18 protein-coding genes are annotated in these 15,083 nt (G+C 66.8%); 11 read left to right on the forward strand and 7 right to left on the reverse strand.

Translation table 11 applies throughout. The annotated features are described in order from the left end of the window. Positions 1-23: 23 nt before the first annotated feature. Genes pgeF through KQ303_RS14265 form a run of 3 tightly spaced genes read right to left on the reverse strand, consistent with a single transcriptional unit; the run spans position 24 to position 3,023 of the window. On the reverse strand, positions 24-833 hold the full coding sequence (gene pgeF, locus KQ303_RS14255) for a peptidoglycan editing factor PgeF (protein ID WP_259730790.1): 810 nt from the start codon (positions 831-833) through the stop codon (positions 24-26). Between the two features lie 10 nt (positions 834-843). Beyond that, positions 844-1,731: a Tab2 family RNA-binding protein gene (locus KQ303_RS14260; protein WP_094513170.1), complete on the reverse strand. Its 888-nt coding sequence runs from the start codon at positions 1,729-1,731 to the stop codon at positions 844-846. Further along, complete coding sequence (locus KQ303_RS14265) at positions 1,728-3,023, reverse strand: S1 RNA-binding domain-containing protein (protein WP_259730791.1); 1,296 nt, start codon at positions 3,021-3,023, stop codon at positions 1,728-1,730. Before KQ303_RS14265 ends, KQ303_RS14260 begins: the two co-directional genes overlap by 4 nt. A 61-nt stretch (positions 3,024-3,084) precedes the next feature. On the opposite strand from KQ303_RS14265, the gene KQ303_RS14270 reads away from it, so the two are divergent. From KQ303_RS14270 to folE, 6 genes are all read left to right on the forward strand, one after another. Continuing rightward, positions 3,085-3,882, forward strand: a complete 798-nt coding sequence (locus tag KQ303_RS14270) for a creatininase family protein (RefSeq protein ID WP_094513176.1) — start codon at positions 3,085-3,087, stop codon at positions 3,880-3,882. A gap of 62 nt (positions 3,883-3,944) precedes the next feature. Further along, positions 3,945-4,703 (forward strand): aldehyde oxygenase (deformylating), encoded by a 759-nt coding sequence (locus KQ303_RS14275; RefSeq protein ID WP_094513179.1) that lies wholly within the window; start codon positions 3,945-3,947, stop codon positions 4,701-4,703. 150 nt (positions 4,704-4,853) lie between these two features. Continuing rightward, positions 4,854-5,906: a long-chain acyl-[acyl-carrier-protein] reductase gene (locus tag KQ303_RS14280; RefSeq protein WP_255141138.1), complete on the forward strand. Its 1,053-nt coding sequence runs from the start codon at positions 4,854-4,856 to the stop codon at positions 5,904-5,906. A gap of 38 nt (positions 5,907-5,944) precedes the next feature. After that, a complete protein-coding gene (locus KQ303_RS14285) occupies positions 5,945-6,934 on the forward strand; it encodes an acetyl-CoA carboxylase carboxyltransferase subunit alpha (RefSeq protein ID WP_094513184.1) in 990 nt (329 codons plus the stop codon). A 24-nt stretch (positions 6,935-6,958) separates the two neighbouring features. Next, a complete protein-coding gene (locus KQ303_RS14290; protein WP_259730792.1) occupies positions 6,959-7,669 on the forward strand; it encodes an SDR family oxidoreductase in 711 nt (236 codons plus the stop codon). Positions 7,670-7,676: 7 nt separating this feature from the next. Beyond that, positions 7,677-8,420, forward strand: coding sequence for a GTP cyclohydrolase I (gene folE, locus KQ303_RS14295; protein ID WP_094513189.1), 744 nt, complete (start codon positions 7,677-7,679; stop codon positions 8,418-8,420). A gap of 7 nt (positions 8,421-8,427) precedes the next feature. Here the strand turns inward: folE and KQ303_RS14300 are convergent, their stop codons facing one another. Together KQ303_RS14300 and KQ303_RS14305 are read right to left on the reverse strand one after the other, a co-directional pair. Beyond that, positions 8,428-8,937: a hypothetical protein gene (locus KQ303_RS14300; protein ID WP_259730793.1), complete on the reverse strand. Its 510-nt coding sequence runs from the start codon at positions 8,935-8,937 to the stop codon at positions 8,428-8,430. Between the two features lie 58 nt (positions 8,938-8,995). Next, positions 8,996-9,661, reverse strand: coding sequence for a phosphoribosylanthranilate isomerase (locus tag KQ303_RS14305; RefSeq protein WP_259730794.1), 666 nt, complete (start codon positions 9,659-9,661; stop codon positions 8,996-8,998). Between the two features lie 81 nt (positions 9,662-9,742). Here KQ303_RS14305 and KQ303_RS14310 point away from each other — a divergent pair, with 81 nt between their 5' ends. Beyond that, complete coding sequence (locus KQ303_RS14310; RefSeq protein WP_094513196.1) at positions 9,743-10,987, forward strand: site-2 protease family protein; 1,245 nt, start codon at positions 9,743-9,745, stop codon at positions 10,985-10,987. On the opposite strand, the gene KQ303_RS14315 is transcribed toward KQ303_RS14310, so the two are convergent. Beyond that, positions 10,933-11,730: a lipoyl protein ligase domain-containing protein gene (locus tag KQ303_RS14315; protein WP_259730795.1), complete on the reverse strand. Its 798-nt coding sequence runs from the start codon at positions 11,728-11,730 to the stop codon at positions 10,933-10,935. The two genes, KQ303_RS14310 and KQ303_RS14315, sit on opposite strands and share 55 nt — an antisense overlap. A 107-nt stretch (positions 11,731-11,837) precedes the next feature. Here KQ303_RS14315 and KQ303_RS14320 point away from each other — a divergent pair, with 107 nt between their 5' ends. After that, entirely contained in the window at positions 11,838-12,608 is a 771-nt protein-coding gene (locus KQ303_RS14320) for a sulfite exporter TauE/SafE family protein (protein WP_259730796.1), read from the forward strand. A gap of 4 nt (positions 12,609-12,612) precedes the next feature. Here the strand turns inward: KQ303_RS14320 and KQ303_RS14325 are convergent, their stop codons facing one another. Further along, entirely contained in the window at positions 12,613-13,101 is a 489-nt protein-coding gene (locus KQ303_RS14325) for a CRR6 family NdhI maturation factor (protein WP_399233904.1), read from the reverse strand. An 85-nt stretch (positions 13,102-13,186) separates the two neighbouring features. Between KQ303_RS14325 and psaM the strand changes: the two genes are divergently transcribed. The 3 genes from psaM to KQ303_RS14340 all read left to right on the forward strand — a co-directional run bounded on the left by psaM (position 13,187) and on the right by KQ303_RS14340 (position 15,041). Next, entirely contained in the window at positions 13,187-13,291 is a 105-nt protein-coding gene (gene psaM / locus KQ303_RS14330; RefSeq protein WP_094513206.1) for a photosystem I reaction center subunit XII, read from the forward strand. 292 nt (positions 13,292-13,583) lie between these two features. Further along, on the forward strand, positions 13,584-13,904 hold the full coding sequence (locus tag KQ303_RS14335; RefSeq protein ID WP_233133039.1) for a hypothetical protein: 321 nt from the start codon (positions 13,584-13,586) through the stop codon (positions 13,902-13,904). A gap of 123 nt (positions 13,905-14,027) precedes the next feature. Further along, the gene (locus tag KQ303_RS14340) at positions 14,028-15,041 is read left to right on the forward strand and encodes a protochlorophyllide reductase (RefSeq protein WP_399233907.1); all 1,014 of its coding nucleotides are present in this window, start codon (positions 14,028-14,030) and stop codon (positions 15,039-15,041) included. The last annotated feature ends 42 nt before the right edge of the window (positions 15,042-15,083 follow it).

Genomic DNA, 15,083 nt, shown 5'->3' on the forward strand with positions numbered 1-15,083 from the left:
CCACCTGCCCGTGCCGGCCAGGTCTAGCCCTGGGACACGATGCCGCTCCACTGCACCGCCTTCACCTGGTCCCGGCGCCAGGAGTGAAACAGCAGCGGCTCCGAGCTGGTGCAGAGCGGGCAGACACTGATCTGCTCGTCATGCAGTCCGGCCGCACGCAACTGGGCAGCGGTGGCGCGGCGGATGTCGAGGCGGTCGTGATCGGGGTGGGCATCGGCCTGGCGGGCACCGGCTTGCGCCAGCTGCTCAAGGGCTGTCTCGCTGGGCCAGGGAGCAGGAGAGACCGCTGCGGCCACCTGCAGGGAGACGGAGCGGTGCACCTGGTAAGCCGGGCCGCTGATGGCCGGGCCCAGGGCCACCCGCAGGTCGTGGCGCCGGCTGCCGTCGGCTTCAAGCCGCTCGATCGCCGCCGGCACGATCCGCCCCGCCACCCCCCGCCAGCCGGCGTGGCAGGCTGCCACCCGACCGCTGCCCAGATCGGCGATCAGCACGGGCGTGCAATCGGCGCCGCACACCCACAGGCTCTGGCCGCCCGCATCGCTCACCAGCCCATCAGCCTCGGGCCAGGGCTCGGCGATCGCCGCCGCGGCAGGCACCACCGCTGCGCCGTGAATCTGACGGGTGCGGTGAACGCTGACCCCGGCGCTGATGAAGCCGGCCAACTCGTGGGGCCCCCGGCCACTCCACTGGCGGCTGAAGAAGCCGTGCTCGAAGCCGGAGAGCAGATCGGCCTGCAGGTAATAGCCCCCGTAGGTGCCCACCCACGTCCAGCCGGCGAGGGCATTGAAGCCCACGTCTGTGCGATCAAAGGGGGGCGTGGTGGCTTCGGCCATGGAGTGGCGCTCAGCCGGCAGGGAGATCGCGCAGCAGCCAGAAGCCTTCGAACCGCTCTGAGCGCTCGTCGCTCTGGATGGCGAGGAACTGCAACCCACCGGCCTCGTCCCGGGCGGCCACGAAGGCCTGTTGGGCGGCTTCCGCCTCGGCCGGGTCCAGGCGACCCAGCAGCCAGCTGTTCTCCAGCCCCGCCTCCAGCACCAGTGCGCCCGCATCGAGACGCAGGCGCACGGGCTCAAGCCCGGCCACCCAGCCGGCGATCGCCAGGGAGCGTCGGGCACTGAACACCCGGATGCCAGGTACGGATGCCGTGTCGCTGAGCTGGGCGGGCAGGGGCACCAGCCCATCGAAGCCCACGTCCCAGCCGGCGGCTTCGCGCAGGTCGGCCACGCTGAGGGTGGCCCAGCTCCAGCTGTCGCCGCGCACCGCTTCCGGCAGCAGCATGGCCGGCGCCTGGGGCGGCAGCGGGGCAGGCGCCAGCGGACCTGCCATAAAGCCCTCCTCCATGGCATATACCTGCTGCTCCCGCTCCTGCAGCCACTCGATCAGCGCGTAGCAACGCCGGCTCGGCACGGTTTCAAGGCCGATGGCGTCGGCGGCACGCTGCACCATGGTGCGCATCGAGGCGCGCCAGCACCGCAACCGGCGCGGCGCTGCCAGGCCCTCGGCGGCGGCGGCGGTGAGGGCCTCGGCCAGCGCCTCCTGCAGCCAGATCGAATTCACGCTGGTGGCCGGACAGACCTTGACCCACCGGAACGCCGACCGGGAGTTCCCAAAGGCCGGGGTGCTGCAGATCAGCAACTCCCAGCGCTTCTTGCCATCGGCCTCGAGCACGGGCCTGGAGTAGTAGTCGAGTTCCCAGTCGGCGCTGGGTGCTGCGGTGGCAGGACCGCTCATTCCGGCGCCTGCTCCTGCTGCCGCAGGGTGAGGCGGGCCCGGTTGGCTCGATCGCCTGCTTCCAGCAGCACCTGTTCCTTGTTGATCAGCAGTTCACCCGGCTGGTTTTCCAGCAGGGCGGTGTTGAGGGCAATGCGGCCGCGGCCGGGGTCCACGGAGGTGACGATTGCCTGGACCCGATCGCCCTGATCGAACACCTCGCGCAGTTCGCGCAGGGTGCCGCCGGTGATGCACGACTGGTGCAGCAGGCCGCTCACCCCGCCGAGATCCACGAACAGGCCATAGGGCTTGACGGCCACCACCTGACCCTCCACCAGCTGGCCCACTTCGATTTCGGAGAAGCGGGCCGCTGTGGAGGCGCGCTTCTCGGAGAGAACCAGCTTGCGGTTGTCGGGACTCACCTCCAGGAAGGCGGCGCCAAGGGTCTTGCCCACCAGCTGCTCGTGGTTTTCGCCGTCCTGGAGCTGGGAGCGGGGGATGAAGGCACGTAGGCCCTCGAGGTCGCAGGTGACACCGCCGCGGTTGAAGCCGGTCACCTTGACCTGCACGACCTTGCCCTCCTTCTCCATCTGGCGCACCTTTTCCCAGCTCTGGCGCAGAGCGAGGGCGCGGGCGCTGATCGTGACCATGCCATCGGCGTTCTGCTCGCGGGTGACGAGCACCTCCACCGCCAGGCCTTTGGGGAAGCGTTCCTTGATGTTGGTGATCACACCGAGGCCGCATTCGCTCTTGGGCATGAAGCCCGGCGCCTTACCGCCGATGTCCACATACACCCCATCGCTTTCGACGCCGATCACAACCCCGGGCACCACCTCGCCGGAAACGCCCACCGGCTCGTTTTCGTCAAGTGCGGCAAGGAAGGCTTCTTCGTCGAAATCGAAATCGTCCACCTGACGGGCCGGCGCCGCCGGCTGGCCGGGCGCCGCTGCTGCCGAAGGCGCTGTTTTGCGTGCCGCTTTGCGGCCGGTTTCCGGGGCGGGCCCCAGCAGATCGGCCATCGTCAGGCCTTCGAGGCTGGCGGTCTCGAAGCGGTCGTCGTCGGAGATGGCGGCGGCTTCCGGGGCCAGGGGCGCCGGCCGCACGGTCATGGGAGCAGCCACCGGTGTGGGCGGATCAGCGGCGATCGGGGCACTGGTGTCGGCCACCGGCTCGTCGTCCTTGCGGCTGATGTGCAACACCTGCGGAGGCTTGCGCACCGGAGCGCCTGCGGGTTGCCGCGGCGCCGTTGGGGGCACGGGACGCCGGCTTCCTTCCCGGGGCTGTCGCGGCTGCTGGTTGCCGGAGCCGGCCATGGTCCAAGGGAGCACACAGTTGCCCACTGTAAGGATCAGGGCCGAACACAAGGGTTGGGTGATGGAGCGAGCGCTGGAACGGCTCAGCTGGCCTCAGGTGCGTGCGGCGGCGAGTCGCCCGGGAAGCACCGTGCTCTGGCCCTTCGGCGCCGTCGAGCAGCACGGTCCTCACCTGCCGCTCGGCACCGATGCTCTCTTCGCCGATCGGGTGGCCGATGCCGTGCTTGCCCGCCTGGCGGACGATCTGCCGATCTGGCGGCTGCCGGTGTCCTGGTTCGGCTTCTCACCTGAACACGCTGCCTTCCCCGGTACCTGCAGCCTGCCGGCTGAGCTGCTGATCGCCCAGGTGATGACGATCGGTGCCCAGCTGGCGGCCGCCGGCTTTCAGCGCCTTGTGCTCTTCAACGCCCACGGCGGCCAGATCGCCCTGCTGCAGGTGGCTGCCCGCCAGCTGCGCGCCGCCCATCCGGCACTGGCGGTGCTGCCCTGTTTCCTCTGGAGCGGTCCGGAAGGGATCGGCGCCCTGCTGCCTGAACCCGAACGCAGCGATGGTCTGCACGCCGGCCTGGCGGAAACCAGCCTCATGCTGCACCTGCAGCCGCAGTGGGTGGGGCCCGAGCGCCCCTGCGACGGTCAGTTGCAGCCCCCACCCCCCAGCGGCTGGAGCCTGGAGGGCGCCGTGCCCTACGCCTGGCTCACGGCGGATGTGTCGGCCACGGGGGTGGTGGGCGATGCACGCGGCGCCAGCGCCGCCCTCGGCGAGCAACTGTTCGAGCGGCTGGTGGCGGGCTGGTGTCAGCGGCTGGAATCCCTGCTGGCCAGCCCGTGGCCACCGCGTGGGCGCTTACGCAGCGATTGAACGGCGGCAGACCAGAGATGGCCGGCGGTGGTTACAGTCGAAGTCTTCACGATTTGTCCTCGATGCCTGCGCTCGACACTCCGGCGGCCAGCCTTGACGTTCAGACGTCATCCCTTGGAGCCGGCGAGGAGGCCGGGGCCGATCTTGCCGGACTGCCGGACTTCACCACCGACCTCTACAAAGACGCTTACAGCCGCATCAACGCGATTGTGATCGAGGGTGAGCAGGAAGCCCACGACAACTACATCTCCCTTGGGACCCTGCTTCCCGATGAGGCGGAGGAACTGGCCCGCCTGGCGCGGATGGAGCTGAAGCACATGAAGGGCTTCCAGGCCTGTGCCCGCAATCTGAGCGTCACGGCAGACATGCCCTTCGCCAAGAGCTTCTTCCTGCCGCTGCACGGCAACTTCCAGGCGGCCCTGGCTGAAGGCAAGGTGGTGACCTGTCTGCTGATTCAGGCCCTGCTGATTGAAGCCTTCGCTATCTCGGCCTATCACATTTATATTCCGGTCGCTGATCCTTTCGCCCGCAAGATCACTGAGGGTGTGGTGCGAGATGAATACACCCACCTGAACTACGGCCAGGAGTGGCTGAAAGCCAACCTTGAAGCCTCCCGCGCTGAGCTTGAGCAAGCCAACCGCGACAATCTCCCTCTCGTGCGCCGCATGCTCGAAGAGGTTGCTGGTGATGCAGCCGTGCTCGGCATGGAGAAAGAAAGCCTGATCGAAGATTTCCTGATCGCCTACCAGGAAGCGCTCACCGAGATCGGCTTCTCCACCCGCGAGATCGCCCGCATGGCCGCTGCCGCCCTGATCGGCTGATTCAAGGAGGGGGTCTGGTGGCTGGATCGGGGTTCGGCCCTCCGTCTGTACATGGACCCTGCAGCTGCCTCGGTTTGCAACCGCCGATGTAGCGTGCGCAACCCTGTGGCCCCCGCCACCTTCCCCTCAGCCTGAGGGTACGCATCTCCCATGTTCGGTCTGATCGGTCACTCCAGCAGCTTCGAAGAGGCGCGTCGCAAGGCCGGAGCTCTCGGCTACGACGAGTTCGCCGCCGGCGATCTGGACGTGTGGTGCAGCGCGCCGCCTCAGCTGCTGGAAACGGTCAGTGTCACCAGCCTCACGGGCAAAACCATCCAAGGGGTCTACATCGACTCCTGCTTCGTGCCGGAGATGCTGAGCCGCTTCAAGACGGCCACGCGCAAAGTTCAGAACGCCATGGAGCTCGCCCAGAAGAGCGGCATTGCGATCACGGCGCTGGGCGGCTTCACCTCGATCATCTTCGAGAACTTCGATCTCTCCAAGTTTCAGCAGATTCGCTCCACCACCCTGGAGTGGGAGCGTTTCACCACTGGAAACACCCACACCGCCTGGGTGATCTGCCGCCAGGTAGAAACCAACGCTCCGCATCTCGGCATTGATCTCTCCACCGCCAAGGTGGCGGTGGTGGGCGCCACCGGCGACATCGGCAGTGGGGTGTGCCGCTGGCTGAGCCAGCGCACCGGCGTGGGTGAGCTCCTGCTGGTGGCCCGGCAGCGTCAACGCCTGCTGGATCTGCAGAGCGAGCTCGGAGGCGGCCGCATTCTTCCGCTTGAAGACGCCCTGGCAGAGGCGAATGTGGTGGTCTGGGTTGCCAGCCTGCCGCAGACGCTCACGATCGATCGTGAGCGTCTGCAGCACCCCTGTCTAATGATTGATGGCGGCTACCCAAAGAACCTCGACACCAAGGCGGCCGGTGATGGTGTGCACGTGCTAAAAGGTGGCGTGGTGGAGTTCTTCAACGACATCGACTGGCAGATGATGGAAGTTGCCGAAATGGAGAATCCCAAGCGCCAGATGTTTGCCTGTTTTGCAGAGGCGATGCTGCTGGAATTCGAAGGCTGGCATACCAACTTCAGCTGGGGCCGCAACAACATCAGCGTCGAGTCGATGGAACAGATTGGCAACGCGTCCCTCCGCCATGGCTTCCAACCGCTCGGCCTCGAGCCGGTGGTCCCGCAGCCGCTGGCCGCCGCCGTCGCCTGACCCTTTCGGCTCGCTACTCCCGCCTCCCCCCCCACCCCATGGCCCGACGCCCCCTGCTTGATTTCGAGAAGCCGCTCGTGGAGCTCGAGGAGCAGATCGAGCAGATCCGGCAGCTGGCAAAGGATTCCGAAGTGGATGTCAGCCAGCAACTTCTTCAGTTGGAAACCCTTGCCGCCCGACGCCGCGAGGACATCTTCAGCGCCCTCACTCCGGCGCAGAAGATCCAGGTGGCCCGCCACCCGCAGCGTCCCAGCACCCTGGATTACATCCAGGTGATCACCGATGAGTGGCTGGAGCTGCATGGCGATCGCCGGGGCTCCGACGACCAGGCTCTGGTGGGTGGAGTCGGCCGCATCGGCGATCAGCCCGTGGTGCTGATCGGCCATCAGAAGGGCCGCGACACCAAGGAGAACGTGGCCCGCAACTTCGGGATGGCTTCCCCTGGCGGCTATCGCAAGGCGATGCGGCTGATGGAGCACGCCGATCGTTTCCGGCTGCCGATCCTCACTTTCATCGACACTCCAGGCGCCTATGCAGGGGTTCTGGCCGAGGAGCTCGGCCAGGGGGAAGCGATCGCCGTCAATCTGCGCGAGATGTTCCGGCTGCGGGTGCCGGTGATCGCCACCGTGATCGGTGAAGGTGGCTCCGGTGGTGCGTTGGGCATCGGCGTGGCCGATCGGCTGCTGATGTTCGAGCACAGCGTCTATACCGTGGCTAGCCCTGAGGCCTGCGCGTCCATCCTCTGGCGTGATGCGGCCAAAGCCCCTGTCGCTGCCACCGCCTTGAAGATCACGGCAGCGGATCTGCTGCAACTCGGGTTGATCGATGTTGTGCTCAATGAGCCCTCAGGCGGGAATCACTGGGGGCCGATGCAGGCGGCGGACACACTCCGCAGCGCCTTGATCGAGCAGTTGGCCGTACTGGGCCAGCTCAGCGAGGCGGAGCTTCTGCAACAGCGCTACGACAAGTTCCGTCGCATGGGACGGGTGCTCGGTGCCGGTACCACGGATTCCACCGTGGGTTCTTAGGGTTTCAGCAGGAGCGGTTTCGGTTTGCCGTCGGTTTTGATCACGGGTGCCTCCAGGGGCATCGGAGCTGCTGCAGCTCGCTCCTTTGCCGGCGCTGGCTGGGATCTGCTGCTGATGGCACGCACGCTCCAGGATCTGGAAGCCGTGGCTGAGCCCTTCCGGCAAAAGGGAAGGCAGGTGGGCATCGCCACCGTGGATTTTGCTGATCCCAGGGCCATCGCGCCGGCCATCGCCGCACTGCTGGCAAGCCACGCGGCGCCGAACGTGTTGATCAACAACGCTGGCGCGGCTTACACCGGCGAACTTGCCGCCATGACACTGGAGCACTGGCAATGGTTGTGGCAGTTGAATCTCACCAGCGTCTTCCAGGTCTGCCAGTCGGTGCTTCCCGCCATGCGTCAGATCGGTGGGGGACAGATCATCAACGTGAGCAGCCACGCAGCCCGCCGCGCCTTCCCCGAGTGGGGCGCCTATTGCGCCACCAAGGCAGCGCTTGAATCGTTCAGCCGCTGCCTCGCCGAAGAGGAACGTAGCCATGGCATCCGGGTGAGCACGCTCACCCTCGGTGCCGTGGATACCCCCCTGTGGGGGACGGAAACCGTCCACGCTTCCTTCGATCGGCGTGCCATGCTTTCAGCAGATCAGGCCGCTGAAGCTCTGCTGTATCTGGCCCAGCAGCCTCCGTCTCAACTGGTGGAGGATCTCACCCTGATGCCCGCAACTGGTGTTCTTTGAGTCTTCCATGACCTCCACATTTTCCTCCACCCCGCTGGATCGTGCCCTTACGCCTGAAGTGGGTCCGGCACCTGTAAGCTTGCGCATTCGTGAGCGCCTGCAGCAGGCCGGGGTCTCCTTCTTCGCTAATGACAACCTGGCCGATCATCTCCAAGAGGGGGAGCTTGAGCAGCTCGAGATCGAGGTGGCAGGAAAAGTGCGCGAGATGTTGCGTAGTCTGGTGATCGATATCGATAACGACCACAACACCGAGGAAACGGCAGAGCGTGTCGCTCGCATGTACCTACACGAGGTGTTCAAAGGCCGCTATCACAAGCAGCCCAAGATTGCCAGCTTCCCCAACGTCAAAAAGCTCGACGAGATCTACACTGTCGGCCCGATCTCGGTGCGTTCGGCTTGCTCCCATCACCTGGTTCCGATTCTTGGCAGCTGCTGGATCGGCATCAAGCCAGGCGATCGGGTGATCGGCCTCTCCAAATTCGCTCGTGTGGCCGATTGGGTGTTCTCCCGTCCCCACATCCAGGAGGAGGCCGTGATGATCCTGGCCGATGAGATCGAGCGTCTCTGCCAGCCCCAGGGTCTGGCGATCCTGGTGAAGGCACAGCACTACTGCATGAAGTGGCGCGGCGTCAAGGAGCCCCAGACCAGCATGGTGAACTCCGTGGTGCGCGGCGATTTTCGCCACGATCCCAGCTTGAAGCAGGAATTCTTTGAGCTGGTGAAGCAGCAGGAGTCAATGCTCACCAGCTGAGCTCAGATCATTGGCCCAAGGGGCCGAGTGGGGGCGACGCTTCGCGTTTCACCTGCCCGTTTTCCGTGGTTACAGCCACCACCATCAGCAAGCTGCCTGCATCAGCCGGCTTGATGGTGTATGCGCCTCCCTGCGCTCCGGGAATCAGGATCCAGGTACTCTCCCCCGGCCGCTTCACGTACCAGTGGAACTCCGGGGTGCTGAGGGTGGCCAGGGTGGTGGCAATCAGCTGGGCAGTCAGCACGGATCCAATGGCGGTTTCCCCCTGCAGCAGCAACTGGCTGAGTCCTGTGATCTGCTGATCCACAACCCCTTCCATGGCCGTGTCGGCGCTGATCTGACCCTGCATGATCTGGATCTGCTGCTCAGGCGTTGTGGTCAGCCCAGGCACGCACTGCAGGTCGGCGCCCACCAACCGGCAGCCAGCGATCATGCCCTGTGCCACGGCCGCCTGACTCCCGGTCAGGGCCGTCAGCAGCAGCAGCGGGGCCAGTGAAAACGATGGAATGGGTCTCAAGGGGAAGGGGGGATGGCTACCCCGTGATGCTCGCCCGCTTTGGGGCCAACCGCCAGCATCAGCTCCCGCCTGCTGCGTTTCCGCTTCCCTTCACGGCCTCCACCAGAGCTGCCACCCGGGCCAGGTCCTTGTCCCCCGGTGCGATTTCCACCCCACTGGACGCATCAAGACCGTCGGGCTGAAGCTGCTCCAGCACCTCACCCACGTTGCCCGGACTCAGCCCCCCCGCCAACCACCAGGGGCAGCCGGGGGCAAACCCTTCCAGCCAGGCAACCGGCAGGCGGCGGCCGCTGCCGCCCAGTTGATCCGGCACCCAGGCATCGAGCAGCAGGGCGGCCACCACCTCGCTGTAGTCCTCGGCCCGCTGCAGATCCCCCGGGCTGCGAATCCGCAGCGCCTTCCACACCTGGCACTCAAGCGTTTCGCTGAGCATCCGGCAGCGCTCGGGTGTCTCGTTGCCGTGCAGCTGCAGCAATTGATGTCCGCCGATGAGGGGATCCAGCTGCTCCTGGATCGCGTCCTCGGGATCGGCCACCACCAGCACCCCCAGGCAGGCGGGATTGGCCTGGCGTGCGGCGCTGAACACCGCAGCGCGCTGCTGGGGCTCCAGCCACCGTGGTGACCCAGGCACCGCGATCACACCGATCGCCTCCACCCCCAACGCCGCCACGGCGTACGCCTGGTCCGGGCTGCGAAGTCCGCAGATCTTGAGAAGTGGGGTCATCGCAGCCTGCCCATCCGCCAGGTTTCTAGGATCGGGCTTCGACGGCCTTGGGTCAGCCCTGGGGCACTACTGGATAACGGCGTGGGCGAGGGTTGGATGTTGTTCAAGATCCGCGGCATCCCGCTGCGGATCCATCCCAGCTGGTTCATCGTGCTGGGTCTGGCCACGGCAGGCTTCCAACAGCAGTATTCCGTCTCCCTGGTGGGGCGCGCCTCCCCAGTGGCGTTGTGGCTGCTGGCCTCTGCAACGGCTGTGCTGCTGTTCGTATCGGTGCTGCTCCACGAGCTGGGGCATTCGCTGGTGGCGATCGCTCACGGCGTCAAGGTGCGCAGCATCACACTCTTCCTGCTCGGTGGGGTGGCCACCGTGGAGCGGGAATGCAGCACCGCGATCGGTGCCCTTCAGGTGGCGGCTGCCGGACCGTTCGTGAGTCTGATCCTGGCGGGGCTGCTGCTGGCGGGGGCCCATCCGGCTGCCCATCTGTCGCCCCTGCTGGGCGAGATGGTCACCCAGCTCGGGGTGCTCAACCTGATCCTGGCGCTGTTCAATCTGCTGCCTGGGCTGCCGCTGGACGGCGGCCTGATCGTCAAGGCGCTGGTGTGGCAGTTCACCGGCAGCCAGCGGCGCGGCATTCAGGTGGCGGCGGCGATCGGCCGTTTCCTCTCCCTGATGGCGGTGGGCATGGGCACCCTGCTGGTGCTGCGAGGGGGAGGTTTCGGGGCGTTCTGGTTGATTGTGCTGGGCTGGTTTGGTCTTGGTGCCTCCCGCAATCAGCTGCAGTTGCTCTCGTTGCAGCAGGCCCTGCGCGATCTCAAGGTGAGTGAAGCAGCCCGGCGTCGTTTTCGGGTGCTCGAGTCCAGCTGCTCGTTGCGGGAGCTCAGCCAGCTGCGCCGCAAGGAGGAAACGATCCAACCGGCCGATTGGGTCCTGATCTGTGAGCAGGGCCGTTGGCAGGGCGTGATCAACGACGACCCCCTCCAGTCGTTGCCTGTTCAGCGCTGGGATCAGGAACGGGTGGGCGACCACCAGCAGCCCCTCTCCACGCTCCCCTCGATCCGGGAGGACGCTCCCCTCTGGCAGGCCGCCGTCCAACTGGATGAGCCCGGCGTCGATCGCTTGCTGGTGCTGGGGGTCTCCGGCCTGCCCACTGGCACGATCGAGCGGCCTGAGCTTTCTGAAGTCGTGCTCAAGCGTCTGGGGGTACGCCTGCCTCCGGCGCTGCTTGAGGCGGCCCGTCGTCAGGGCACTTACCCGCTCGGTATGGCCATCGCTCAGGTGGCCCGCGGCATGGCGTTGGAATCGGCCGGCGGTGACGTGCCGCGCTGAGGCCCATCCCTCACCACCACGGCCGCCTCCGCCCCCTTCGCCTCAGCCGCCTTCCGACCGCTGCCGCCACAGCGCACGGCGAAGTTGCCGCGGCGCTGCTCCACCTCGTCCCATTCCCTGCGGCTGAGCGGCCGGCTGCTCCAGCTGCCGCCCAGATCCTGCTGGGCGGCTTGCCGCAGGCCCTCGATCAGCGCCTCACCCTCCACCGGCAGTGGGGCCAGCGCGGCCGGGGGCTCCTGCCCGAACACCTCCAGCCAGCGGGTGCTTGTGGGCCGCAGCAGCAGCGTGCCGTGCTGCAGCAGGTGCCCACGCCGCCAGAGCTGGGCGCTGCCCACCCGCTTGGCCCCAGTCGCCTCCACCAGGTCGGCCGCCGTGCTCGTGGCGAAACAGCTGCTGCGCTGACGGCTGGCGGCCTGCTGCCCGGGGTGAAGGGGATGGCCCCACCCCGCCAGTGCCTGCCGCAACCACTGGACGGCGCGGCAGTAGGTCTGGGCGCGGCTTCCGCTGGCCGCTGGCCAGTGCAGCGCGTAGGTGAGGCAGCCGTCATGCAGCACGGCTCTCCCGCCGCTGGGGCGTCGCACCATGGACAGGAGGCCGGCATCCACAAGCGCCTGCCAGTGGGGTTCCAGCCGGTGCTGGTGGTGCCCCAAGGACAAGGTCGGCCGGTCCCAGTGGTAAAGACGCAGCACCCCCTGGCCAGAACCCTGCACCAGGCCGTCGAGCAGCAGATCATCGATAGCCATCTGGCGATCACCGCTGCTGGTCAGGGGCGGGATCCAGCGCCAATGCGTGGGCAGGGTGGGCGTCAGGGAAGATGCAGGGGCCAGTGGCTGGGCGTCAGGGCGTCACCATGCTGATCGACCTGCTGGCACTTCTGCCCCTGCTGCTGATGGGGGTGGTGGCCGGGTTGCTGTCGGGCCTGCTCGGCATCGGTGGCGGGCTGGTATACGCTCCGATGCTGCTGCTGGCCGGTCTGCCGCCGCATGAGGCCCTGGCCACCAGCACCGTGGCGATCGTGCCCACCACCTTGGGTGGCACCTGGTCGCATCTGCGGCAGGGCCACCTCGCCGTTCGGCCCTGCCTGGCGATCGGCGTGGCGGCGGCCGTCAGCGGCGTCGCGTTCAGCCGCCTGGGCGGGCTGCTGCAGGGCTGGCACCTGCTGGCCCTGCAGGCGCTGATGTACGCCGTGCTGGCCCTCACGATCGAACCCCGTCGGGGGGCGGCAGCCGGCGCAGAGGAGCCACCCGTTCCCCTGCCAGGGCTGGTGGCGGTGGGAGGGCTGGCTGGCTTTGCCGGGGGCCTGCTCGGTGTGGGCGGCGGGCTGATGATGGTGCCGCTGATGGTGAAGGGCCTGAGGATGCCGTTGCATGCGGCCATCCGGCTCAGCACCCTGGCAGTGCTCTGCTCCGCCTCGGCCGCCTCGGTGGAGTTGCTCTCCGGTGGGCGTGCCGATGCGGTGATGGCCCTGTTGCTTGGGGGCTCAGCCGCCATGGCCGCCCGCTGGTCGGCGGCGCGGCTGGACAAGGTGAGCGAGGCCCGCCTGGTGCTGATGCTGCGCACGATCACGGTGGCGCTGGCACTGGATAGCGGACGGCGCGGCTTGCAGTTGCTGCTCGCCTGAGGCTTCAGTGCTCCGGCAGTGCGGCCCAGAAGGCTGGGTCGAGATCAAAGCCGAGCACTGCCGCCATCTGACCCAGACCCTGGCGGCAGTGCAGGTCGTGCCGGCGGCTCCAGTCGTCGAGCAGAAAAAGCCGGTGCGTGATCCAGAGCTCCAGGCTTTCCGGTGCGAAGCGAATCCCCTCGTTGCGGCTGAAGCCGTGGGGCAACAGCATGGCCACGTGCCGGCACAGCTGGCCGCTGCCGCGATCAAGCACGAACGGCAGCCAGGGATTCAGGGCGTCGGCCCGCAGGTTCCAGAGCCGCACTTCCGGCACTTCCGACAGCTCGCGCGGATCTTCCTGGGGACGGGGCCACTCAAAGCTGAGCTGCAGGCTGCCCGCCTGCTCGATCAGCTGGGCGGCGGAGAGCGAACTCCAGGCCATCAGGGGTGAGGTGTCGAGGGCCCGAATCTGATCGGCGGAGATGGGCAGCAGGGAGGGAACGGAGGAGATCAAGAGCTGTGACAGCCCAACGGTTGGGTCGGGCCCATGGCAGGGTTGAGCCAACAATGGTGGCGTCAAACGCTTGTTTTCGTCGGCCATGGTCACCTCTCTGAGCCAGGTTGAAGTTCTGATCGCGCTGGTTGTGGCGGCCCACGCCGGCGTGCTGGCCATCCGTCTGAGCGTCAGCCTCTACAACTCCTGAAGCTTCAGGCCTTGGCAGGGGGCGTTCCGCCTGCTACAAGACGGCAACCCCTGCGCCGCCCCCATTGGCTTCCGCCCTGCGCTCCCGTCAGGCTCCCACCGACAGCCCGCGCCGGGCCAGCCGTGCCAAGCCTCCTGCAGGGGGAAAAGATCTCCCTCGCATTGGCCACGGACGATCTGCCGCCCCAGCCGGGGTTGTCACCCGCCTGAGCTCCGCCGCCTCCAGCACCACCGCAGACCTGCACCCCGACGGCTGGCAGGCCTCGAGTGAACGCCAGGAGCTTCTCTGCAGCGTGATCGGCCTGGCGGTGAAGCTGGGCTTTGGCCTGCTCGCCTCTGTGAGCCTGGTGCACCTGGCTGGGGCTTACCAGCAGCGGCTTGACAGCCACGGCGAAATCAGCGCCATTCTCGATATCGAAAAAAATAAACTCCGCAAAGTTCAGCAACGCTTCGATCAGCTCTTTTCCAAGGACGGCGAACAGCGTTTGATTCGTGAGCAGGATCAATGGATCGCTCCCAATCGGCTGCGGATCGTCTGGGAAGATTCCCAGCTCAAGAATTCATCAGCCGCCCAGTCCACACCGGCGTCGAAGCCCGCTCCAGCAGGCGGTTGACCCTGCTTCCTCCCTTCCCCTGGGGCGCTCGTTGCGCGTTTCCTTCTGTTGAATCTCGCCGGTAAAGCCCCGGAGACCTGAGGCTCCCTCCTTAGGTTGAGGCGCACCGCGTCCCTTCAACCCATGGCGACAGAGCAGACCTCCGCCTCTTCAACGGCCGGTACCGCAGTCACCACCGGCCAGCCCGGCACGGTGATGGTCACAGGTGCGTCGTCGGGCGTGGGTCTTTATGCCGCCAAGGCACTGGTGGACTGCGGCTGGCAAGTGGTGATGGCCTGCCGCGACACCGCCAAGGCCCGCGCGGCCGCCACGGCTCTGGGCCTTCCGGAGGCCAGCCTCACCCACCTGCAGGTGGACCTCGGCGATCTCGACAGCGTGAGGGGGCTGGTGCAGGCGTTCCGTGCCACCGGGCGGCCGCTCGATGCACTGGTGTGCAATGCGGCCGTGTACCTGCCACTGCTCAAGCAGCCGCTGCGTTCGCCCCAGGGCTACGAGCTCTCGATGGCCACCAACCATCTGGGCCACTTCCTGCTGATTCAACTGTTGCTCGAGGATCTGCAGCGCTCCACCCATCCGTCGCGTCGCCTGGTGATCCTGGGCACGGTCACGGCGAACTCCAAGGAGCTGGGCGGCAAGATCCCGATTCCGGCGCCGGCAGATCTGGGCGATCTCTCCGGCTTCAAGGCAGGGTTCAAGGCCCCGATCACCATGGCCGGCGGCAAGCCGTTCAAGCCGGGCAAGGCCTACAAGGACAGCAAGCTCTGCAACATGATCACCACCCAGGAGCTGCACCGGCGCTTGCACGAACGCACCGGCATCGTGTTCAGTTCGCTCTATCCGGGGTGTGTGGCGGATACGCCGCTGTTCCGCAACAGCTATCCCCTTTTTCAGAAGATATTCCCCTGGTTTCAGAAAAACATCACCGGCGGCTATGTCAGCCAGGAGCTGGCCGGCGTCAGGGTGGCACAGGTGGTGGCCGATCCAGCCTTCGCCGTGTCCGGTGCCCACTGGAGCTGGGGCAACCGGCAGAAGCAGGGTGGCAAGCAGTTCGTGCAGGAGCTCTCGGAGAAAGCCAGCGATCCCGCCATCGCTGCCCAGACCTGGGACCTTTCCCTGCAACTGGTGGGCCTGAGCTGAGCCGTCGCCGGCCAGCCCCTCTTCGCTTTCTTTCCCTGATTC

Source organism: Synechococcus sp. CS-1333, assembly GCF_025128015.1.
Taxonomy (GTDB): domain Bacteria; phylum Cyanobacteriota; class Cyanobacteriia; order PCC-6307; family Cyanobiaceae; genus MW101C3.